Raw genomic sequence first — 23,117 nt, 5'->3', positions numbered from 1 at the left:
TAGGAGGTGACGGTCATGACCACATTACTAGCCTCAAAATTACGAAAACCTACCGTACGTGATGAGTGGATTAGCGGAGAGAATATGATTGCCGTCCAACATGAAGCAGTGCAATCAAAAGTACTGTTCATTACTGCTCCAACAGGTTATGGAAAGACAACATTTTTGACTAGTTGGTCAGGTAATTTGAATGAAAACGTCGCATGGTTGACAGTCGATGAAACTGATAATGATGCAGACCAATTTTTCCGATATATCATCTATACAGTCTACTCGGCGTGCAATTTGCTTCCGCAAGAAAAATTACAGCTAAAACTTGTCAATGCAGACCGCAACGAATTGAACACGATGTGGAATTTCTACAAAGAACTAGGTAGTGTAATGACAAAGCGGGTTCGATTAATTATTGACGATTTTCATCATATTACTGCTCCAGAACTGTTGGAAATGATTCAGTATTTTGTAATGGATTTACCCGAATCCTTGAAGATATGCTTTGCTAGTCGCCACCTCCCTCCTTTTACACTTGCACTCTGGCAATCCTTATTCACTGTTACTGAAGTGAAAATGCAGCAACTGCGTTTTACGGTCGTAGATATGAAAAAATATTTGAAAAACCAACCCGAACAGCAACAATTAGTATGGCAAGAATTCGTGCAGACAGAAGGTTGGCCTGCGGCACTACGAAATGTTGTGCAGTCACAAAATACGTATGATCTGCAGCATTCTGGAAGGTACACTATGAATGTGTTAATGAATGATCTATGGGGTGAATTTTCAAGCTCGGCACAGCATTTCCTTTTAACAACATCCATCTTGTATACAATGGATCAAAGAATATGCGACGCATTACTCGGGAATAATGAAAGTCTGGTCCATTTAAAGAATTTAGAGGAAAAAGGCTTCTTCATAGAAATGGACACGCAAAAAAACGCATGTTATCGTTATCATCCCCTTTTTTCTATAGCCTTACAGCAAAAGTTGCAACAAACCTACTCAAAGGAGTTTGTATTAGAGCTTCATAAAAAAGCAGCAGGTGTATACTTCCAGCAAGGTGATATTGTACGTGCAATCACACACGCATTAATAGGAAAGGCGTATCCACTTGCTAGTACTTGGATGATGAATCACGGCGTGGACATTATCAAAAGTCGAGAAACCTCTACCTTCATATCTTGGTGCCGTGAATTTGAGGAAGCTCATATTCCATTAGCTTTGGATCTTCAGTTACTGTATGCTTTTTCTCTTCTTTCCGAGCACCAAATAGATGCAGCGGATCTTGTCACAAGTAAAATGACAACACAAGAGAATCGAAAAGAATGGAATGCTTTTACCAGTAGAAGCCCATCCGCTCCCTACGACTATTTCTTAATCAAGTCCTACATTACGATCATCCGAATGGGCGGTGTGACAGAAGTAGGGGAGTGGCTGCAAAAAGGATTTGATTTTAACGTAGAAAAACGCTCTAAGCTATATTTACTGCCACTTCAGTTCAATAAAACCGAGCCTACGTTATCACGTACACCATTAGGTTCACGTAAAATGTCAGCAACCCCTGAACACCAGAAATACCTATTGGAAAAGCAATCTTGCCAAGCAAATAAACTTTCTATAATCGGTTACTATCACGGAATTCAAGCGGAAACATTGTACATGAAAGGCTTGATGAAAGAATCTAGAGAACACCAAGTAGAAGCACTTCTGTCAGCCCATCACTTCCAAGATCCAGGTCTGCTAATTCCTATGTATGTATTGAGTTGTAAGCTACATATGGCAAATGGCGAAATGGAAAATGCGCATGGAACGTTGCAGAGTGCCCTGTTTTATACAGAAGATAGCTACTGGAAAGACTTTTTATATGCATTTGAAGCATTTATTTACTTGAAGCAAAGTTGTCTAGAAGAAGCAGAAATCTCCTATTTGAAATTGAAGGAGGATTTCGTGGATAATCTTCAACATCCATTTGTCACACTCGTAGATGTAAGACTACTGTTGCAAAAAGGCCAATGGGGGGAAGCGTTAAAGAAAGTAGTACATGTGAAAATTGAAGCGTTACAGGAAGGGCAAATTGAGACATTTATCGAAGCAACAATTTTAGAAAGCTTGTGTTACGCCTATCAAGAGCACTGGTTGGAAATGGCACATTCTTTACATGAAGCCATGGTTTATAGTAAAGAATATGAATATGCGCAGTTATTTATCAAAGAAGAGACGATAGGTTCACTGTTGAAGGAATATGTCAGAGTTCGTAAACAACAACATGATGTGAACTGGATGCACGTTCCGTATTTCTATGTAGATCGACTAGTACAGGCAACAAATAACAGAATTCTATCATAGTGTTGCTGACACTACACGAAAAAAAGTGACAATAAAAAATATAAGTTAGGTTAACAGCGTATAAACAATAGGGTGTGACTTGAAAGCGATACTCCTTTAGTCAGGAGTGTCGCTTTTTGCTATACTGAGTAAAGGTAAAGGAGTGCGTACTAAATGAAATATCAAGATCGTCCACTTGTGCAAGCATTGCAGAATTTTCATAACCGAAAACCTGTTTCATTCCACGTGCCGGGACATAAAGGGGGCACATTATCTGATTTGCCGTCCGCTGTGCGTCAAGCACTTGCTTATGATCTGACGGAGCTGACAGGACTAGATGACTTGCATGAACCGGCAGAGGTAATCAAGGAAGCAGAAGATAAGTTGGCAAATCTTTATGGCAGTGAACGGAGTTTCTTTCTGGTGAATGGTTCGACTGTGGGAAACCTGGCTATGCTGTATGCAACAGTTCAGCCGGGAGACTGTGTAATGGTGCAACGTAATGCACATAAATCGATATTCAATGCACTGGAACTGACAGGTGCGATTCCGGTTTTTCTATCTCCAGAATGGGATGATCCGACGCAAACAGCTGGAACAGTATCATTGAAGGCCGTAAAAGAAGCACTCAAGCAGTATCCGAATGTGAAAGCGGTCGTTCTCACCACACCTACTTATTATGGAATAATAAATAGAGATCTAGAACAAATTATAGAAGTATGTCATAGCTATAGTTTACCGGTTCTCGTTGATGAAGCGCATGGTGCACATTTTATAGTAAATGATGCATTTCCAACAAGCGCACTCGAACTCGGAGCTGATCTGGTCGTTCAGTCGGCGCATAAAACATTACCCGCGATGACAATGGCCTCTTTTTTACATATACATTCGCAATTTGTAAAAGCGGAAAGAGTTGCACATTATCTTCAGATGTTACAGTCCAGCAGTCCGTCTTATTTATTGATGGCATCGTTGGATGATGCAAGGTATTATGCAGAAACGTATGACGAAAAGGACTATGAGAGTTTTCGACTATACAGAAGTAATGTAGTCCGTGATCTATGCAACATAGCGCGTATCGAAGTAGTAGAGACTGATGATCAACTGAAGTTGCTCATTCGCGCAACAGGTCATACCGGATACGTCTTGCAGGAAGCATTGGAGCAACAGGGTATTTATCCCGAGTTGGCCGATCTATACCAAGTGTTGCTAGTACTGCCCTTAGTGAAAGCGGGGGACGCGGAACATGGCATTGACCTAGTGGACAAATTTAAGATAGCGATGGAGTGGATAGAAGGGAAAGAAGCTGCTTCAGTACGGCTTAACAGCTTTTCATCAATTAATTCTACGTCAACGGTAGTATACACAGCAACTCAGCTTCATAGGATGGATATGGAATGGGTGAGTATGCAAGACGCAACTGGAAGAGTGGCAGCGGACGCGATTATTCCGTATCCACCGGGCATTCCACTAGTATGTGCGGGAGAGCGTATTTGTCAAGAGCACATGAAACAAATGCAGGATCTATTGACGTCCGGCTGTAGATTTCAAGGAGCAATCAATGGAAAGACAAAACAAGTTAAAGTAGTTTTGGAATAGATAGGGGATAAGAAGATGGCAGGATTATTCATTAGTTTTGAAGGGCCGGAAGGGGCCGGCAAGACGACTGTATTGCAAGCAATTGCGGAACGTTTATTGGCACAAGGACAAGATGTAATCATGACACGAGAACCGGGTGGAATTCCAATTGCAGAAAAAATTCGTGAAGTCATCTTGGATTCAAATCACAGTACAATGGACGGTAAGACGGAAGCGCTGTTGTATGCAGCTGCACGTAGACAACATTTAGTAGAAAAAATCATACCTGCACTACAACAGAATAAAATTGTTCTATGCGACCGTTTTATTGATAGTTCATTGGCATATCAAGGGTTCGCACGTAAATTAGGCATCGACGAAGTACTGGCAATCAACTTATTCGCGATTGAAGAGTATATGCCGGATTGTACCATTTTCTTCGATGTGCCGCCCGAAGTAGGACTAGCCCGGATATGGAGAGATAAGGAACGTGAACAGAATCGTCTGGATTTGGAAAAAATGGAGTTTCATGAGCAAGTGTACAAAGGCTATCAAGAAGTGATGTTACGAGATGAAGGGCGAATACAGATAGTTGACGCACAACAATTACCAGCACAAGTAATTGAAAATGTTTGGCAAATTGTAAGTACGGAAGTCAACTTACATAAGAATTCATGATATAATAAAGAAGAAATACGTTTTATGAGAAATCGGAAAAGGGGAGAGTACATTGAAACTGATTGTAGCAGTCGTACAGGACCAAGATAGTAACCGATTATCTTCCGCATTGACTAAAAGTGATTTTCGGAATACAAAATTAGCCAGTACTGGTGGATTCCTTCGCGCAGGTAACACAACATTTCTAATGGGTGTGGAAGATGAGTTAGTCTCCAAAGCACTAGATTTAATTCGTGATAATTGCCGTTCTCGGGATCAAATGGTTGCACCGGTTTCACCAATGGGTGGTAATGCGGACTCATATATTCCGTATCCAATTGAAGTAGAAGTAGGCGGAGCTACTGTATTTGTCTTGCCAATTGAGCAGTTCCACCATTTTTGATTTAGAGGTGAATGCTGATGAAAGTCAATGGTGAATACCGTACAGGGATGGATAAATTATCGCCTGATCCTCTTCGGCATGCACAGGGTAATCCCAAGTTTGGACAAATGGTAGAAAAACAAGGATCACGTCTGCAAGGAGAACAGATTGCCCGGTTGTTTGGGGATATCTCAAGTGCTGGAGATCGTCTCGCAAGGTCTCGAAATTTACGTGACATGGCGAAATACAAGATGCTGATCAAACGTTTTTTGAAAGAGGCAGTAGATTCAGGTATTGAGTTAACACAATCTCATACATGGAACCAGTTCGGTGAAGGTCGCCGGTTAAATTTGGTCCAAACAATAGATGAAAAACTAATCGCGTTGACGGAGGCACTGTTGGATGAAGAAGAATCATCCATTGATTTACTCGCCAAAATTGGTGAAATCAAAGGCCTTCTGATCAATTTATATACGTGATCCCGTGCCGCACTCACATGTAGCACGGGGTTTTTTGCAACATCTTTACTAACTAAGGAGGAGCTTGCATGTCACAGACGTTGCACGACCATGCATTGCAGTCTCAGAAGCAAGTTATCGACAAATTAACTAGGATTCACAAAAGACAGCGTATTGGACATGCCTATTTATTTGAAGGTTCGAATGGTGCAGGCAAAGAGGCAGTTGCACAATATTTCACGAAACTGCTATTATGCATGAATCCGAAAGAAAATGTTCCATGTGAAACATGTCACTCGTGTAAACGTATAGAATCAGGTAATCATCCGAACGTAGTCTGGATCAGACCTGATGGACAGGACATCAAAAAGGATCAAATGTCTGAATTAATTATAAAAATGACGAAAAAAGGGTATGAAGAGGGACGGAAAGTATATGTGATTGTTCATGCGGAGAGAATGAATGCCTCAGCAGCCAATACATTGCTGAAGTTCCTTGAAGAACCTGAAGGAAATGTCACAGCTATTTTACTTACGGATTCCTATCCATCCATTTTGTCAACAATTCAATCACGGTGCCAGCGAATTTCGCTTCAGCCGATGAATCGCCAAAATAGTATTGAAAGTCTCGTGGAAAAAGGAGTTACAGCTTCTATGGCATCTACTGTAACGATGATGACAGCAAATGTCGAAGCGGCTTATAGGATGGCTCAAGAAGATTCCTTTGTACAGAGACGGAAATTAGTGTTAAAATTAGTAGAGGCAATTGAACAGCGATCCCCAGGTGAGGCGTTGCTGTTCATTCAGACAGATTGGATGCCTGTCATGAAGGAAAAAAGTGATTGTGAACAAGGCCTTGATTTGCTTCTCTTCGCGTACCGTGATATTGTGGCGGTGAAAGCAGGTTTGCAATCAACTATATCGTATCCCGATCAATTAGAAGTCTTCACGGGACATTCTGTCAAAAATACTTATAGCAGTTTAACTGTTAAAATAGATGCCGTCTTGCAGGCGAAAAAACGATTGCATCAAAATATGAATCGTACGCTTTTACTAGAACAATTGGTGCTTACTATGCAGGAGGGGTTATCGTTTGTATAAAGTCGTAGGCGTCCGCTTTAAAAAAGCGGGAAAGTTATATTATTTTGACCCATTGGATATGCCGATTGAAATTGGCGACTATGTCATTGTGGAAACAGCACGAGGTGTAGAGTACGGTAAGGTAGCCAGTCGAAGTAATGAAATAGATGATGAAGATGTCGTCTTGCCACTGAAAAAGATCATTCGTCTTGCAGATGAGGGTGATCGTGAACGAGTCAAAGAGAATGAGCAAGAGGCAAATGAAGCATTTGATGTCTGCGTTGAAAAAATTACAGAACATCAATTAGATATGCGTTTAGTAGATGTGGAATATACATTTGATCGTAATAAAATTGTTTTTTACTTCACCGCTGAAGGCCGAGTGGACTTCCGCAACCTAGTAAAGGATCTCGCTGCGATTTTCCGGACGAGAATTGAATTGCGCCAAATCGGTGTACGTGATGAAGCGAAAATGCTAGGCGGTATCGGTCCATGTGGTAGAATGCTTTGCTGTTCAACATTTTTAGGTGATTTTGAGCCGGTATCTATCAAGATGGCGAAAGATCAGAACCTTTCATTGAACCCATCAAAAATTTCGGGTCTATGTGGTCGTTTGATGTGTTGTTTGAAGTATGAAAATGATGCATATGAAGAAGCGAAAGCGCTAATGCCCGATCTTGGTAAACAAGTAGTTACACAAGATGGAGTAGGAAAAGTAGTCGGACTGAACTTATTGGAGCGTGTACTTCAAGTGAATATGCCGGCATTTGAACGAGTAGTGGAATATGCGTGGAGTGAGATTGAGGATTTACAGAATGAAACAGCTCAATTGACTAAATGATGAGGTGGAACAGTTGAAAGAAGTGAACTTTCTTGACAGGGTAATGGATTTTGAACAACAGTTGGATTCTATGCAAAAACAATTCCGGGAACTCATTGGATTTGTTGCAAAGATGACTGAAGAAAACCACTCGCTTCGTCTGGAAAACCATCATCTGCGAACGCGACTTGATGAAATCGATAAGATTACACAAGAAATAGAAGAGGCCGCGCGTGATGAACGTCCAAAGAAGCTTGACGTGGGCGAAGGCGTAGACAATCTAGCTCGTTTGTACAATGAAGGTTTTCATGTGTGCAATGTGCACTACGGCAGCAGCCGTAAAGGCGAAGATTGTCTATTCTGCCTGTCATTCTTAAATAAACAGAACGGTTGAGAGGTCAATTCCTATTTTTAGGTATTGGCTTTTTCTTTTGATTGAAGGAGTGTAGATTGTGAACCTAGAAAATGATGAACGAATGGACTATTTATTGGCAGAGGACTTGCGCATCATTCAAAGCCCTTCTGTTTTTTCCTTTTCACTAGATGCAGTGCTGTTGGCACGTTTTGCCTATATGCCGATCCGAGGAGGAAAGATTGTTGATTTATGTACAGGTAACGGTGTAATCCCTTTGTTCATGAGTGCCCGGACGAAAGGCGAAATCATAGGTATTGAATTGCAAGAACGCCTAGCGGATATGGCGCATAGAAGTGTAGTGCTTAACGGTCTAGAACAACAGATCACGATTGAAAATGGAAACGTCATAAATATTGCAAAAAAAATTGGTTATGAGTTATATGATACGGTTACATGCAATCCTCCTTATTTCCCGGCAAATGAAAAAAGTGCTAGAAACAAAAGTGAGTATTACACGATCGCTAGGCATGAAGTAGAGCTAACACTAGATCAAGCAGTGAAATCTGCAAGTGAATTATTGAAACAAGGTGGGAAAGCAGCATTTGTTCACCGTCCCGGTAGACTTCTTGACATCATCACATCCATGAGGCAGTATCGTTTAGAACCAAAGCGTATTCGTTTCGTCTATCCGAAAGAAGGGAAAGAAGCAAATACACTATTAATCGAAGCAATTAAGGATGGAAAACCTGATCTTAAAATTCTACCTCCTTTATATGTCTACCGTGAAAATGGAGAATATACGGATGAAGTAAGGCAGCTATTGTATGGGGAAAATTGAGCACTTCTTCTATGTACTAGTATGCAATGACGGATCATATTACGCTGGATATACGAATGATTTAGAACGCCGCTTACGTGTACATAATGAAGGAAAAGGCGCAAAGTATACGAGAGGGCGTCTACCTGTAAAGTATATTTATCAAGAATTATTTGAAACTCAACGGCATGCGATGCAAGCAGAGTATCAGTTTAAGCAATTAACCCGAAAACAAAAAGAACAATATATAAAAAAGGAGCGGTCCACATGATTACGTCACAAAAGAGTGCTGAAGCAACAGAGTTCGGGAAGTTGTTCATCGTAGGCACACCAATCGGCAACCTCGAAGATATGACATTTCGTGCAGTCCGGATCTTACAGGAAGCAGATTATATTGCGGCGGAGGATACGCGTAATACGATTAAATTATGTAATCATTTTGAGATTACTACACAAATGATCAGTTATCACGAACATAATACACGTGCGGCGGGAGAAAAAATAATAGAACTCCTTCAAGAAGGGAATAACATTGCTATTGTCAGTGACGCAGGAATGCCATGTATTTCAGACCCCGGCGCGGATCTTGTGGAATTAGCGATTGAACAGGGATTCGCTGTCGTTCCCGTTCCGGGACCGAACGCAGCTATTACAGCATTAGTAGCTTCAGGTATTACAGCGCAACCGTTTTTGTTTTTTGGATTTCTATCGCGTCAAAAAAAGGAATTAAAAAAACAGCTTGAGAAGTTACAGCACTATGAGGAAACAATAATATTTTACGAGGCTCCACATCGCTTAAAACAGACATTGCGCGGTTTAGTAGAACAATTTGGAGATGAACGAAAAATCGTGATGGCCCGTGAATTAACGAAGCGATTTGAAGAGTTCTTGAGAGGAACGATTGCAGAAGCAATAGAGTGGGCAGAATCCAATGAAATCAGAGGGGAGTTCTGTTTGATTGTGGAAGGTAATCAGAACGTGCAACACGAAGCCGCAATTGCTTGGTGGACAGACCTATCCATTAAGGAACATGTAGAACGTATAATAGAAGAAAAGGAAATTCGTTCGAAAGATGCGATCAAAGAAGTGGCAGATGTTCGTGAGTTGAGTAAACGAGATGTTTATCAAGCCTATCATGTAGGGTAAGAAAAAATCCTGAACGTGTACACGTTCAGGATTTTTACAAATCAATTGATTTTATTTTCAATTTCATCCATCAATTGCTTTGCACCTTCAGGACTCAAAATTAACTTACCATCGATCAAACGAAGATTATCATCCGACACTTCTCCTGTGATCGAACATGTCATATTAGGCATGTACTTTTTTAAGATGATTTTGTCGTCATCCACGTATATTTCTAACGCATCTTTTTGCTCAATACCGAGCGTACGACGAAGTTCAATCGGGATCACAACACGACCTAGCTCATCAACTTTTCTCACAATTCCAGTAGACTTCATGGAAAAAATTCCTCCTACACTCCAGATTTGACATTCGTCAAAATTCGACAGGATTCTCTTGTCTGTTAAATATCATACCAACTCTTCCAATAACCGTCAATCATCATAACTCAAATAAACGCTATTAATATTTATTAATTATTTGATAGGTAAAAAATGAGAGATGCTGAAGGTATGGGGATCGTAGCCAATGAGCAAGCTGAAAGAAGTTATAAAAATATAAGGTTCGGAGGAGAACATGGCACTTTCGTGCAACATCCTATAAAATGAAAATATACATTAATTATTTGGAGGAATTACGCGTGGAGAATCAATCAAAAACATTTTATATCACAACACCTATTTATTATCCAAGTGGGAAATTTCATATAGGAACGGCATACACGACAATTGCATCGGATGCAATGGCGCGATATAAGCGTTTACGTGGCTACGATGTCAGATTTCTAACTGGAATGGACGAGCATGGCCAGAAGATTCAAGAAAAGGCAGAAGAAGAAGGTCTGTCACCAATTAAATACGTCGATGGCATTGCAGATATTGCGAAAGATTTGTGGAAACTGATGGATATTTCTTATGATGACTTGATCCGTACGACGGAAGATCGTCACAAGACAATCGTTGAAAAGATATTTAAGAAGTTTCTTGATAATGGAGATATTTATAAAGGAAAGTATGAAGGATGGAAATGCGTTCCATGTGAATCATATTTCACCGAATCGCAACTGGTAGATGGAAACTGTCCAGACTGTGGTCGTCCAGTTCACCGAGTAGAAGAAGAGTCATACTTCTTTAATATGAAAAAGTATGCAGATCGTCTGCTTGCGTATTATGAAGAGAATCCTACATTCATTGAGCCGGAATCACGCAAAAATGAAATGATCAATAACTTCATTAAACCAGGTCTTGAAGATTTATCTGTTTCTCGTATGTCATTTGACTGGGGAATTAAAGTGCCTGGAGATCCAAAACATGTTATTTACGTCTGGGTCGATGCATTGACGAACTACATTACAGCACTTGGTTATATGTCCGATGACGAGTCTTTATTCGATAAGTACTGGCCTGCGGATGTTCATGTGGTAGGTAAGGATATCGTTCGTTTCCATACGATTTATTGGCCAATCTTCCTGATGGCACTTGAATTGCCATTGCCGAAGAAAGTATTCGCACATGGTTTCATCATGATGAAAGATGGCAAGATGTCGAAATCTAAAGGCAATGTAGTTTATCCAGAAATGCTTGTTGAACGCTATGGCCTTGATGCTACACGTTATTTCTTGCTTCGTGAATTACCATTTGGTCAAGACGGTGTATTTTCACCGGAAGCATTTGTCGAGCGTATTAACTATGACTTAGCGAATGACTTAGGAAACTTATTGAACCGAACCATCTCAATGATCAATAAATACTTCGATGGCGAGGTTCTGACTGAAGGTCTTGTACCAACTGAATTTGATGCACCATTACGCGACATGATTCAGCATACAGTGAAGAAATATGAGGTTTCTATGGAAAAGATGCAATTTAGCGTCGTACTTTCTGATGTATGGGCATTAATTTCCCGTACAAATAAATATATTGATGAAACGTCTCCGTGGATATTGGCGAAGTCAGAAGAAGACCGCATGAAATTGGCTTCAGTTATGTATCACTTAGCGCTATCCCTTCATCATACAGCGGTTCTCTTACAGCCATTCATGACAAACGCACCGAAACAGATGATCGAACAACTAGGTCTGTCCGAAGATTCATTAGGATGGAATACTTTAGATGAAGGCTATGCAATCAAAGCGGGCACAACAGTCATCAAGAAAGGCGTTCCTATCTTCCCGCGTCTGGAGACAGAAGTAGAAGTTGAGTACATTCGCCAGCAAATGGCCATTACTGCACCTGCTGAAATGGAAGAGAAACTGGAAGAAGAAACAAATGAAATCACGTTTGAAGAATTCATGAACGTAGACATGCGTGTAGCGACTGTCACGGCGTGTGAAAAAATACCAAAAGCCGACAAGCTGTTAAAGTTACAAGTAGACTTAGGCTATGAGCAGCGTCAAGTAGTATCTGGCATTGCACAATATTACAATGCTGAGGATGTAGTAGGCATGAAAGTCATCGTCGTTGCGAATTTGAAGCCGGTTAAACTACGTGGTGAATTATCACAAGGCATGATTTTGGCAGGCGAAAAAGATGGCGTGCTAAAACTTGCGACAGTTGATCCAGCATTAGAGAATGGCGCACAAGTAAAATAATTGATCACGTAATAAAGCTGTCATTAGAGGTCGGAATCCACGACTTCTGGTGGCAGTTTTTTGCGTTTAGGTATCAATTAGGTCATTGGAGAGTAGAATGCGGAGTTATGTTGTTGCGCATGAGTGATTATGCCTGTCCTGTAATGGTTTGGAGACTTGGCAAGTAGGAGACAGTTGTCGGATGAATCCTCAGACTAGTTATTTTACAAGGATACTGGTTCTGCCGGGAGACTTACGCGATGTGTCTAGTTGTAGAAATGGAAGAAGTGTTTACCTTTTCGATCGCACTTTCTTGGTCTAGAAAAAAACAATTTCACTTAACCTAGAAAGCGATATACCCACTTTGCTTGATTTTATGTCGCAAATGTTACAACAAACTTATAAAAGTCGAAATTCTTCCATATACCCCCTAATACTTTTGCACGTCTAGTAGTAAAGAGTTTTGAAGATAGTAGACGGAATAAACAAACTATTTGTTACACAACTGTAATACAAATGAGATGAAAGACACAATCAAAGACAATAGAATAGAAAACAGTGTTAGGAGAGATACTATGTTTATTGATACACATGTTCATTTAAATGCAGATCAATACGAAGAAGACGTGGAAGAAGTCATTCAACGTGCAATTGATGCAAACGTAGAAAAAATGGTCGTAGTTGGGTTTGATACAAAGACTATCAACAAGGCCATGGAATTAGTAGAACAATACCCATTCATCTATGGTGTTATTGGTTGGCATCCTGTTGATGCAGTAGATTGCACAGAAAGTGATCTACAATGGATCAAAGAGTTGTCGGCCCATCCGAAAGTCGTCGGCATTGGAGAAACCGGTCTCGATTACTACTGGGATAAATCACCGAAAGATATACAGCAAGAGTTGTTTCGTAAACAGATCCAACTAGCAAAAGAAGTAGATTTGCCAATCATCATTCACAATCGCGATGCGACAGGAGACGTAGTTCGGATTTTGCAAGAAGAAAATGCGGCAGAGGTCGGTGGGATTATGCATTGTTACAGCGGTAGTGTTGAAACAGCTGCACAATGTATAGAAATGAACTTTCTTATTTCGCTAGGCGGACCTGTAACGTTTAAGAATGCTAGAATGCCAAAAGAAGTAGCAACAAAGATACCACTAGACAAGTTGCTGATCGAAACGGATGCACCGTATTTGGCACCACATCCTTATAGAGGGAAGCGCAATGAACCTTCCTATGTCACATTAGTGGCGGAGGAAATCGCGCGGTTGAAAGAAATGTCGGTTGAAGAAGTAGCAAAGCAAACGACTGCGAATGCATTACAACTGTTTAAGATTCAGTGAACAACTTACGGCAATTATTTGTCTAATAAATCTGGAATGCCTTAAGTTAAGAAGGATTAGTAGTTTAGAAGTTTGACAGTGTAAAACAAACGCTTTATACTCAGCCGAGTAATGAAAGGGGAATTTTTTAACATGTCTCAGAAGAATACAAAGGTTATGCGCATTGCGCTTTTATTTATGGCGATAGCATTATTCGTAACCACAACGTCACTCGTACTGATTGACGGAAAAAAGAAGAATATCTCAATGGATCTTAATGGCAAGCAAATAGAATTACGTACAGCAGCGGCTACAGTCGGAGAAGTACTAGCAGCAAATGATGTAAATGTACAAAAGCATGATCTAGTAGAACCAACAGTGAACACACCCATTGAAAACGATACAGAGATCAAATGGCAAAAAGCAAACAAAGTAGTAATTGACGTGGATGGCAAAACTCAAGAACTTTGGACAACAGAAGCTACAGTGAATGATGTACTTAAAACAGCAAAAATTGAAGTCTCTACACATGACGAAATTGAACCCGCTCTAGAGACGAAGATTACGGGAAATCAACCAATTACGATTGCTAAAGCATTCCCTGTGATTGTTAAAGACGGCGGTAAAGAGCATACTGTATGGTCAACACAAACAACCGTCAGAAAGTTTTTGACAGATCAAAAAATCCGTCTTTCAAACTTGGATAAAGTAGAAGGCGACACAAATGCAAAATTGACGGCATCTAATGCAGTGGTTAACATTGCACGTGTTGAAAAGATCACAGATGTAATTGAAGAAACAGCGGACTTCAAAACAAAAAGAAAAACAGATATGACTATGCTCAAAGGTAAAGAGAAAGTTGTCACGAATGGTAAAAAGGGTAAACTACAAAAGAAATTCCAAATTACGAAAAAGAATGGAAAAGTAGTTTCTCGTGAATTGATTGGTAAGACAATGGTAGAAGAACCTACACATAAAGTAGTTCACGTAGGAGCTAAAGCGCCGAAAGTAGAAGTTGCAACTGCAACGCCGGCTATAGCAAAAGCATCTGCCAATACAACGGCAAAATCTTCAAGTACACCAGCACGGGCGCAAGTTGCAGTATCACGTGGTAACAATGGGGAACCAAGCGGCGGCAAAGAATTCTACGCCAATGCAAGTGCGTATACGGCTTATTGTAATGGATGTTCGGGTATTACAGCGACAGGTATTAACTTGCGTGCGAACCCGAATATGAAATTAATCGCAGTCGATCCACGAGTGATTCCATTAGGATCTAAAGTGTGGGTGGAAGGCTATGGTTATGCCATCGCTGGTGATACAGGTGGCGCTATCAAAGGAAACCGTATCGATTTACACATGCCTACCAAAGAAGCGGCTTACTCATTTGGTCGTCGTCAAGTGAAAATTAAAGTTATTAACTAATAGCAATGTACCGATAAGAAGAGAAAAACTCTCTCTCTTGTCGGTTTTTTCTGTTTCCTACCGGTATGGATGTACAGAATTGAAAAAACACAGTAAAATGGGAAGAATGATATCGTAAGAAAAGAGGAATAGTGTGAATATAGAAGAAGTAGTCGTGGTGGAAGGGAAATCCGACACTATTGCTGTCAAACGAGCGACAGGAGCAGATACGATTGAAACGAACGGTTCAGCGATTTCAGATAAGACGATCCAGCGCATACGCCATGCACAGCAGACGCGTGGAGTCATTGTATTTACTGATCCCGACTTTCCAGGCCGACGTATTCGGGCAATTATCGAAGAACAGATTCCCGATGTGAAGCATGCATTTTTACCAAAGAAAGAAACTATAGCAAGAAATGGACGGGGTGTAGGAATTGAACATGCGAACGATGAAGCGATTCGTCAAGCGTTGGCTTCTGTTTATACGGTGAGTGAGCATACAATAGAAGAGATCCCGATGGCAGTATTATTAGAAGCTAAATTAATCGGTCACACCGACTCAAGAAAGCGTAGAGAATGTCTGTCGGAGTTATTAAATATTGGGCAGGTAAACGGCAAAGGATTGAAGAAACGACTGGAGATGTTCCGAATTTCTATCGTAAAGTTGAATGAAGCGATACAAGTTCTTGATGAGGAGGAAATGAAAACAGATGTATAAAGATATAGCAACGCCAGTGAGAACGAAAGAAATTTTACAGAAACACGGGTTTTCCTTCAAGAAGAGTTTAGGCCAGAACTTCTTAGTAGATTCGAACGTATTGCATAATATCGTTTCTCACGCAGCGATCACGAAAGACACAGGTGTCATTGAAGTGGGACCGGGAATCGGTGCATTAACTGAACATCTCGCACGACAAGCAGGGAAAGTTGTGGCATTTGAAATAGACGGTCGACTGTTACCTGTACTCGAAGATACGATGTCTCCTTATTCGAATGTCACTGTGATTCACCAAGATGTACTAAAAGCGGATATTCATCAAGTGATTGAAGAACAATTTGCAGACTATGAGGATATCGTGGTTGTCGCCAATTTACCGTATTATATAACAACACCAATCATCATGAAGTTCCTGATGGAAAAAGCCCGTGTAAGTCAGCTTGTCATCATGATGCAAAAAGAAGTAGCAGATCGAATCACAGCAGTACCAAGTACAAAGGCATATGGGTCATTGTCAATCGCTGTCCAGTACTATATGGATGCAGAAGTATCTATGATTGTGCCTAAGACGGTGTTTATTCCTCAACCGAATGTGGAATCTGCCGTACTTAGTTTGACGCGCAGAGAAGTGGCACACGCTCCTGTAGTGGATGAAGACTTCTTATTCACTGTGACACAAGGTTCGTTCTTGCATCGTCGTAAGACGCTGTGGAACAATCTCCAGTCCTCACTTCCTGAAGGTAAGGAAAAAAAGGAATTGATTCAGCAAGCGTTTGAACAATCAGGAATAGATCCAGTCAGAAGAGGGGAAACATTATCGATTCCGGAATTCATCAAACTGGCCAATGCACTATACCCTTACTTTGGCAAGACAAAACTGGAATAAAATTAATGACAATTTCATACGAAAAAATAGTGAATTTCATCATAAAGTGATTGACAAAGACATATACAAACTGTTAAAATAAAAATTTTGTTGACAAATGAGTGGAAAAATGTTATGCTTGTATTTAGTGAGGTGTAAGTAACATGCCAAAAACATTAGCAGACATTAAAAAGTCACTGGACGCTCATTTAGGGAAACGTCTCCACTTGAAAGCAAATGGTGGTCGTAAGAAGACGATCGAACATGCTGGAGTCTTGCGCGATACGTATCGTGCCGTTTTCGTAGTAGAGTTGGACCAGGATGACAATGCGTTTGAAAGAGTTTCTTACAGCTATGCTGATATTTTAACCGAAGCGGTTGAAATAACAGTCCTTGATGGTTCGGACCAAACGGCCTTTATCATCAAATAATTTATCATGCTATTTTAATTTATTTCCTAGTGAATCCGCCCAGAACGTTCAGGCGGATTTTTTATTGCGTTAACTAATCGAAGTGTAAATTTCTCCGGATGGCACACACTACAGATGTCAGCCGAAAAGGAGGAAACTAAAATGGCGAGAAAAGGCGTCATGTCAGATCAATTGAAAATTGAAATCGCGAAAGAGCTTGGCTTTTATGAGGTAGTACAGAAAGAAGGCTGGGGCGGTATCCGCTCTCGTGATGCAGGGAACATGGTAAAACATGCAATTGAAATGGCAAGTAGACAAGCGGAGGAAAGAAAATAATTCAACCGATGTCCGTAGAATCCAAAACAGGCTGACAAATGGAACTGCAAAGGAGAAATTACTTTGCAGTTCTTTTTTTACGATAAAATTGTGGACTATCTACCAGTCATTATAACTGGTAGATAGCGCTGCAATCATATGGAATTATTTACGTTTCCACTGTTTACTATCACTCGGAACATTCGCGCGGGTCCACCATTTCGCTTCATATAGATTGCCGTCATAGATTACTTGATCGCCAGCAACGTATACATTCGCAGTGCGCCATTGTGGTACGCCGGTAGTGGCGGATTTTACCGGTTTCCATACTGCCGAATCTCCTGGAAGATCACCACGAGTCCACCATTTTGCTTCATATAAACTATTTTCATACATTACTTGATTTCCTACTAAATAAACAAGTTTCTTTTCCCAGTTCTTCACATTGGCATTAATGATCTTAATGAATTTCCAAACATCTTTCTTTCCTGGAGTGTCACCGCTCGTCCACCACCGTGCTTCGTATACGATACCCTCGTGAACCACTTGCTCACCAACTGTGTAAACGTTTTTCATCCTCCAGTCACGTAAGTTTGAGTTGGCAGGTTCTACTAGCTTCCATACAGCCGAATCACCGGGAAGGTCTCCGCGGGTCCACCATTTCGCTTCATATAAAGAACCTTCAAATCGTGCTTGATTTCCTTCAACATAGACCATGCCTTTATCCCATTTGCCCACTTGTTGGATTGGCTTCTCTATAGTAGATTTTTCTGGCTTCGTTTCAGGTACTGGTTTGCTAGGTAGAATAGGAGTCATCTCCAAAGTCTTGTCCAACTCGGTTGGTAGTGCTTGCTTTCCACCGAAATCTACGTCAATGACGTTATAGAATGCATTCTGTGTATCGCCTATATTCCAGACAGCGAGGATCACGTGATAACCCGTACGTTCAGGTAAGTTGCAAGCATGTGTTACTTCGGAAGGGGGTTTCTGTTTCTTGCCATCTACTGCACAAAACTTCTGAAAATCTGCACGTTTTAACGGTTGGTTCGTATCCCATCCTGTACGTGTTATGTAATATTCCCATGAACTTGTAACATGTGGTGCTGTGAATTTCCATTTGAATTGATAGTCACCACTTTTCATTGCGACTTTGTGCCAACGAAGGCGGGTTTGTGTATCTAACTCAAAGAAAATATTTGCGCTGGCAATATTACCATCGGCTGGTCCGCCAATTGGAAAGTTCCCGGACGCTTCTAGGCTCTGTGGCTCATAGATGATTCTCCCACAGTTCCTATTATCGCCTTGCTTGCATAGTAGTGCTCGACTTTCTGGCTGGCTTACATAGCCGTGTGCAGAGACTTGATTTGTAAATGAAAAAGTTAATACTATTACAAAAAGTGCACCGAATAGTATAGGCGCGATAGTTATATGGGGCATTCATAACTTCATCTCTTTCTTCCTCCTTGTAGTTTGGAATAACTAGGTTCATCATAGAATCATTTCTTTTATGAATCAATGTTTGAAAAACAGCACTAGTTTAGGAGACTTGTTTAGTAATTAACGTAAATGTGGCGTGAAAGAAATTTTTAACAGTAAAAATGGATAATAGTCAACACTATATACCTACGACTAGGAGTCTATATATATAGAAATTTCATTTACAATTTGAGTGAAAATAGGATATTATGCTCAACTACTTTTTTAGCGTTGTGTTGCACAACACATTATAGAAAGTTAATTCTGACTACGAAATTCTTATGTGATAGCAGTGTACTGTTGAAGTCTTTAGATAATAGAACTGCGCCAATGTATATAGACAAATTATGATTTTGCACTTAGCGAATTTGGTACATTTGTGTAGTAAAACAACGTCTTTTAACGTATTCAACTTTTCACTTAATGAACGTGATATAGTCATTACATCTTACGGCGAAAAGGAGATCAACAAGCATGAAGAAAGTTTTTGCAGTAATTCTACTACTTATTTTAACGTTTTCAGTAGCTCCTAAAACACAGGCTTCCACTAAAGTATTTACGGATGTACCGAAAAATCATCCGAATTATACTGCAATTATGTATTTGTTAGAAAACAAAGTGATTGAACCTAGCGCGCGCTTTGGGTTGAATGACAAAGTGTCACGTGAAGAAGTAGCGGTCATGGTGGCTAAAGCTACGGGCCTTGACGGGAAGAAAACGAAGACGAAGTTTAAAGATGTTCCTTCTAGCAGATATTCCTCTGGCTATATCAATTCCGCGGTGAAGGCGGGAATTATTAATGGATATCCAGACGGTACTTTCAAACCTACGCAAAAGGTAACGCGTGGACATATGGCCGCTTTTATTGCGAATGCATTTAAACTTACTAAAGAAAAAGATATTCGATTTAAAGATGTATCGAAGGGCTCTACTGCTTATAATGCGGTGCGTAAACTGGCTTTTGAAAATATCACCTCAGGCTATCCAGACGGTACATTTAAACCAAATGTAACACTAACCCGGTCTCATATTGCCGCTTTCGTGGCAAGAGCCATGGATCCCGCATTCCGACCTGCACCGCCAGTCATGGTGACAAGAGGAATTCACTTCGGAATGGACCCGGCTCAAGTGATGAGTGTTGAATCGAAGTCACCGGCAATATTACTTTCTAATTTACGTGAGGGGAATAAACGATTATTGATCTATCGAACTACAAAGTATAATTACTATACAGATTTGATTTACTACTTCGAAAACAACAAATTGCAGTTCATAACCTATGATTTTATGGAGGGCGAGGATCATTATCATACTTCAGATGAAATGTTTGCGATGTACAATGAATTAAACGAGCACGCGCAACGTGAATTTGGAGTGGACCATTATTCTGAAACTGACTATGAAACCACGTTTAATTCAGGATGGGAAAAGACTGGCTATGTCGTGATATTGACGGTGAACGATGATAATGTAAGTACAGCGGCGAATTTAGTGTACTTACCAAGTTCCATGATAAAGTAACAGTCGAATTAGTAGAGTTGCAGAGTGAAGTAGCTTTGCAACTTTTTCTAATACATAAAATGATGATAGGAACTTCAATTTTCTGTGATTTACGATATGATGGAGTGAACATTCATTATACGTACGAAAATTCTCAGTCCTTGTGTAGATCTCTAGAATGGCAGGAGGAGAAAGTGTGAAGAAAGGAAATATAGGTCGTGCACTATTCGCTGGTGTCTTTGTCGGTATCATCAGCTTGATCAAGGAGTTGTTTTTTCCAGCTTTGAATTCATTTTTATCGATTGCGCTTATGGCAGCGGCTGCTTTAATCGGTTATTGGTTGGGAAATAAAATAGTAATGAGACGTGAAAAAGAGAAAAGCGGTAAAACTACTACATAATCTTTCGGGGGAGTTAGTAAAGATGTGGAATAAAAACGATGTAACAAAAATACTTGGAATTACATATCCAATCATTCAAGCGGGAATGGCTGGCGGTACGACCACACCTGAATTAATAGCTGCTGTTTCCAATGCTGGTGGCCTGGGTACGCTTGGGGCAGGTTATATGAAGGCAGAAGATATGCGAGAAGCGATAAAGAAGATAAAGGCATTAACGGATCAACCTTTCGGTGTCAATTTGTTTATTCCCGAGACGTCAGAGGTATCCGCAGATAAGATTAAAAAGGCCAATGAATTATTACGACCTTATCGTGAAGAGTTACACGTAGCCGAGCCTGAAGTAAAGCAAGCATCTAGCGCGAACTTTGATAAACAAGTGGAAGTCATAATTGAGGAGAAGATAGCGGTTTGCAGTTTCACATTCGGCGTGCCATCTAAAGAGAATATCCAAAGATTAAAAGAAGAGAACATCGTCGTTATGGGGACTGCCACAACTGTGAAAGAAGCTATGATCAATGAGAAGTACGGGGTTGATATGGTCGTGATGCAAGGAAGCGAGGCGGGCGGGCATCGTGGTACATTTTCAGGAAGCTACGGTGATTCCATGATCGGAACGATGTCGCTTGTTCCTCAAGCAGTGGACCATGTGCAGATTCCAGTTATTGCTGCAGGAGGAATTATGGACGGAAGAGGTGTCTTAGCAGCTCTCACACTAGGAGCGCAAGCTGTTCAAATGGGGACCGCTTTTGTGACGGCCATCGAAAGTGGTGCAAAAATACAACATATTGATGCCATTCTCCAAAGTACAGAAGACCAAACTGTCGTCACGTCAGTATTTAGCGGTAAACCAGCAAGAGGTATTCAAAATGCCTTTATCCGTGACATAAAACCTTACGAAGAAGAACTACCGGATTATCCTATAATGAATACATTGACGGCAGGGATTCGTAGTGAAGCTGCCAAGCAAAATTGTCCCGAATGGATTCATCTTTGGAGCGGACAGTCACCTCGCTTAAGTGCGAGACGAAATGCCGCGGATTTGCTGTCGCACATCGTTTTTCAAGTAGAAACTATCCTAAGTAACAGATGATTGGAGAGTAACGATGACTACACATAAAATGTATACAATGAGTTTTGCCAAAGTGTACCCGCTCTATATTAACAAAGCGGAGAAAAAAGGGCGCACGAAACTGGAGGTCGATGAAATCATTCGTTGGTTGACAGGGTACAACCAGGAAGAGCTGGAAGTACAGTTGGAAAAACAGACAGACTTCAAAACGTTCCTCGCGGAGGCTCCTAAGTTGAATTCTTCACGGACGCTAATCACAGGTGTTATATGTGGGATTAGAGTGGAAGAAATGGAAGAATCAACGATGAAAGAAATACGTTATTTGGATAAACTGGTTGATGAGTTGGCAAAGGGAAAAGCGATGGATAAAATCTTGCGCAAATAACGAATGAAATGTTAGGCATGCAAAGGTAACTGTAGGAATCATCTACTACAGAACTGTGGTACGGAATTTCACGTGACAAAGAGACCTGCAAAGCTATTGCAGGTCTTTTTTATTTAATCCTCTTATGTTCTATCCATTCTGTGGTAATATATGAGCAAGAACAATGCAGTGGGGAGGGAGCTTTTATCATGATTTACGAAAAGGCGCCTGCGAAAATCAACTTAACATTAGATGTGTTAAGTAAACGGCCGGATGGCTATCATGATGTCGAGATGATTATGACAACGGTTGATTTGGCTGATCGTATCTGGCTATGTCCTACGAGGGATCATGCCATTACGATTAAGTCATCTCATCGATTTGTGCCAAATGATCGCAAAAACTTGGCGTACCAAGCAGCAGATTTATTACGCAAACGCTATCGCTTGGATTACGGAGTTGAAATTACTCTGGATAAAAACATTCCGATTGCAGCGGGGCTGGCTGGCGGTAGTTCAGATGCAGCCGCGACACTTCGTGGATTAAACCGTCTATGGGAACTAGGCTTAACTTTAGACGAGTTAGCAACCCTAGGTGCGGAAATCGGATCAGATGTATCATTTTGCGTGTACGGCGGCACTGCAATTGCGAGAGGGCGAGGAGAAGACATTACACATCTACCTGCTCCACCTAATTGCTGGGTCGTGCTGGCGAAACCAACAATCGGTGTATCGACCGGAAATATCTACGGTCAGTTGAACTTGTCTTCTATCGTACATCCGCAAACGGACCGTATGATGGAAGCGTTGCAAGAGAGTGATTATGACAAGATGTGCGCATCACTAGGGAATGTATTGGAGCCTGTAACGATGGGTATTCATGAGGAAGTTGTCACACTCAAGGAACAAATGGAGCGTTTTGGTGCGGATGCTGTTTTAATGAGCGGTAGCGGTCCAACAGTATTTGGGCTGGTGAAACATGAATCGCGTGTACCGAAAATTGTCAATGCTTTGAAAGGGTTTTGTCAGGATGTACATGCCGTGCGTATGCTTGGGGAACCTATTGTAGTTGATTAATGCCGGACGATTATGATAACCTACTTATAAAACATT

At 40.8% G+C, this 23,117-nt stretch carries 25 protein-coding genes; 23 read left to right on the top strand and 2 right to left on the bottom strand.

Annotated features, from left to right (window positions below):
• Positions 1-15: 15 nt before the first annotated feature.
• The 11 genes from CSV75_RS15630 (at position 16) to rsmI (ending at position 9,611) form a co-directional block, all read left to right on the top strand.
• A complete protein-coding gene (locus CSV75_RS15630) occupies positions 16-2,340 on the top strand; it encodes a winged helix-turn-helix domain-containing protein (RefSeq protein WP_099676552.1) in 2,325 nt (774 codons plus the stop codon).
• 153 nt (positions 2,341-2,493) lie between these two features.
• Positions 2,494-3,918, top strand: a complete 1,425-nt coding sequence (locus CSV75_RS15625) for an aminotransferase class I/II-fold pyridoxal phosphate-dependent enzyme (protein WP_099676551.1) — start codon at positions 2,494-2,496, stop codon at positions 3,916-3,918.
• Between the two features lie 15 nt (positions 3,919-3,933).
• Positions 3,934-4,575 (top strand): dTMP kinase, encoded by a 642-nt coding sequence (gene tmk, locus CSV75_RS15620; RefSeq protein ID WP_099673721.1) that lies wholly within the window; start codon positions 3,934-3,936, stop codon positions 4,573-4,575.
• Positions 4,576-4,627: 52 nt separating this feature from the next.
• A complete protein-coding gene (locus CSV75_RS15615; RefSeq protein WP_009499399.1) occupies positions 4,628-4,957 on the top strand; it encodes a cyclic-di-AMP receptor in 330 nt (109 codons plus the stop codon).
• 17 nt (positions 4,958-4,974) lie between these two features.
• Positions 4,975-5,415 (top strand): YaaR family protein, encoded by a 441-nt coding sequence (locus CSV75_RS15610; protein WP_099632504.1) that lies wholly within the window; start codon positions 4,975-4,977, stop codon positions 5,413-5,415.
• Positions 5,416-5,483: 68 nt separating this feature from the next.
• A complete protein-coding gene (gene holB, locus CSV75_RS15605; RefSeq protein WP_099676550.1) occupies positions 5,484-6,494 on the top strand; it encodes a DNA polymerase III subunit delta' in 1,011 nt (336 codons plus the stop codon).
• Positions 6,487-7,314 carry a PSP1 domain-containing protein gene (locus CSV75_RS15600; RefSeq protein WP_099676549.1) on the top strand — a complete coding sequence of 276 codons (828 nt, stop codon included), beginning with the start codon at positions 6,487-6,489 and terminating at the stop codon, positions 7,312-7,314. The genes holB and CSV75_RS15600 overlap by 8 nt, the downstream gene beginning before the upstream one ends.
• Before the next feature lie 13 nt (positions 7,315-7,327).
• On the top strand, positions 7,328-7,687 hold the full coding sequence (yabA, locus tag CSV75_RS15595) for a DNA replication initiation control protein YabA (RefSeq protein WP_099632507.1): 360 nt from the start codon (positions 7,328-7,330) through the stop codon (positions 7,685-7,687).
• A gap of 82 nt (positions 7,688-7,769) precedes the next feature.
• A complete protein-coding gene (locus tag CSV75_RS15590) occupies positions 7,770-8,486 on the top strand; it encodes a tRNA1(Val) (adenine(37)-N6)-methyltransferase (protein ID WP_099676561.1) in 717 nt (238 codons plus the stop codon).
• Positions 8,473-8,736, top strand: a complete 264-nt coding sequence (locus CSV75_RS15585) for a GIY-YIG nuclease family protein (RefSeq protein ID WP_099676548.1) — start codon at positions 8,473-8,475, stop codon at positions 8,734-8,736. Before CSV75_RS15590 ends, CSV75_RS15585 begins: the two co-directional genes overlap by 14 nt.
• The gene (gene rsmI, locus CSV75_RS15580) at positions 8,736-9,611 is read left to right on the top strand and encodes a 16S rRNA (cytidine(1402)-2'-O)-methyltransferase (RefSeq protein ID WP_099676560.1); all 876 of its coding nucleotides are present in this window, start codon (positions 8,736-8,738) and stop codon (positions 9,609-9,611) included. The genes CSV75_RS15585 and rsmI overlap by 1 nt, the downstream gene beginning before the upstream one ends.
• A gap of 41 nt (positions 9,612-9,652) precedes the next feature.
• Here rsmI and CSV75_RS15575 read toward each other — a convergent pair whose 3' ends face one another.
• On the bottom strand, positions 9,653-9,928 hold the full coding sequence (locus CSV75_RS15575; RefSeq protein ID WP_099676547.1) for a transition state genes transcriptional regulator AbrB: 276 nt from the start codon (positions 9,926-9,928) through the stop codon (positions 9,653-9,655).
• 302 nt (positions 9,929-10,230) lie between these two features.
• On the opposite strand from CSV75_RS15575, the gene metG reads away from it, so the two are divergent.
• From metG to CSV75_RS15540, 7 genes are all read left to right on the top strand, one after another.
• Positions 10,231-12,180, top strand: a complete 1,950-nt coding sequence (metG, locus tag CSV75_RS15570; RefSeq protein ID WP_233191693.1) for a methionine--tRNA ligase — start codon at positions 10,231-10,233, stop codon at positions 12,178-12,180.
• Between the two features lie 554 nt (positions 12,181-12,734).
• The gene (locus tag CSV75_RS15565; protein WP_099676545.1) at positions 12,735-13,502 is read left to right on the top strand and encodes a TatD family hydrolase; all 768 of its coding nucleotides are present in this window, start codon (positions 12,735-12,737) and stop codon (positions 13,500-13,502) included.
• Between the two features lie 132 nt (positions 13,503-13,634).
• Complete coding sequence (locus tag CSV75_RS15560; protein ID WP_233191692.1) at positions 13,635-14,906, top strand: G5 and 3D domain-containing protein; 1,272 nt, start codon at positions 13,635-13,637, stop codon at positions 14,904-14,906.
• A gap of 133 nt (positions 14,907-15,039) precedes the next feature.
• The gene (gene rnmV, locus CSV75_RS15555; RefSeq protein WP_099673728.1) at positions 15,040-15,606 is read left to right on the top strand and encodes a ribonuclease M5; all 567 of its coding nucleotides are present in this window, start codon (positions 15,040-15,042) and stop codon (positions 15,604-15,606) included.
• Positions 15,599-16,492 (top strand): 16S rRNA (adenine(1518)-N(6)/adenine(1519)-N(6))-dimethyltransferase RsmA, encoded by an 894-nt coding sequence (rsmA, locus tag CSV75_RS15550; RefSeq protein ID WP_099637352.1) that lies wholly within the window; start codon positions 15,599-15,601, stop codon positions 16,490-16,492. Before rnmV ends, rsmA begins: the two co-directional genes overlap by 8 nt.
• Before the next feature lie 143 nt (positions 16,493-16,635).
• Positions 16,636-16,902 carry a biofilm formation stimulator Veg gene (gene veg, locus CSV75_RS15545; RefSeq protein ID WP_029054863.1) on the top strand — a complete coding sequence of 89 codons (267 nt, stop codon included), beginning with the start codon at positions 16,636-16,638 and terminating at the stop codon, positions 16,900-16,902.
• A 141-nt stretch (positions 16,903-17,043) separates the two neighbouring features.
• Positions 17,044-17,217: a small, acid-soluble spore protein, alpha/beta type gene (locus tag CSV75_RS15540; protein WP_099676543.1), complete on the top strand. Its 174-nt coding sequence runs from the start codon at positions 17,044-17,046 to the stop codon at positions 17,215-17,217.
• A 144-nt stretch (positions 17,218-17,361) separates the two neighbouring features.
• Here CSV75_RS15540 and CSV75_RS16365 read toward each other — a convergent pair whose 3' ends face one another.
• On the bottom strand, positions 17,362-18,633 hold the full coding sequence (locus tag CSV75_RS16365) for a lytic polysaccharide monooxygenase (RefSeq protein WP_158231680.1): 1,272 nt from the start codon (positions 18,631-18,633) through the stop codon (positions 17,362-17,364).
• 513 nt (positions 18,634-19,146) lie between these two features.
• On the opposite strand from CSV75_RS16365, the gene CSV75_RS15520 reads away from it, so the two are divergent.
• From CSV75_RS15520 to ispE, 5 genes are all read left to right on the top strand, one after another.
• Positions 19,147-20,193 (top strand): S-layer homology domain-containing protein, encoded by a 1,047-nt coding sequence (locus CSV75_RS15520; RefSeq protein ID WP_099676542.1) that lies wholly within the window; start codon positions 19,147-19,149, stop codon positions 20,191-20,193.
• A gap of 175 nt (positions 20,194-20,368) precedes the next feature.
• A complete protein-coding gene (locus tag CSV75_RS15515) occupies positions 20,369-20,572 on the top strand; it encodes a hypothetical protein (RefSeq protein WP_099676541.1) in 204 nt (67 codons plus the stop codon).
• A 22-nt stretch (positions 20,573-20,594) separates the two neighbouring features.
• Complete coding sequence (locus CSV75_RS15510; protein WP_099676540.1) at positions 20,595-21,662, top strand: NAD(P)H-dependent flavin oxidoreductase; 1,068 nt, start codon at positions 20,595-20,597, stop codon at positions 21,660-21,662.
• Positions 21,663-21,675: 13 nt separating this feature from the next.
• Positions 21,676-22,026: a DUF2200 domain-containing protein gene (locus tag CSV75_RS15505; protein WP_099676539.1), complete on the top strand. Its 351-nt coding sequence runs from the start codon at positions 21,676-21,678 to the stop codon at positions 22,024-22,026.
• A gap of 188 nt (positions 22,027-22,214) precedes the next feature.
• Positions 22,215-23,081 carry a 4-(cytidine 5'-diphospho)-2-C-methyl-D-erythritol kinase gene (gene ispE, locus CSV75_RS15500; RefSeq protein ID WP_099676538.1) on the top strand — a complete coding sequence of 289 codons (867 nt, stop codon included), beginning with the start codon at positions 22,215-22,217 and terminating at the stop codon, positions 23,079-23,081.
• Positions 23,082-23,117 lie beyond the last annotated feature (36 nt).

The organism is Sporosarcina sp. P18a, assembly GCF_002743135.1.
GTDB lineage: Bacteria > Bacillota > Bacilli > Bacillales_A > Planococcaceae > Sporosarcina.
This window is presented reverse-complemented; position numbering and strand designations above follow the sequence as displayed.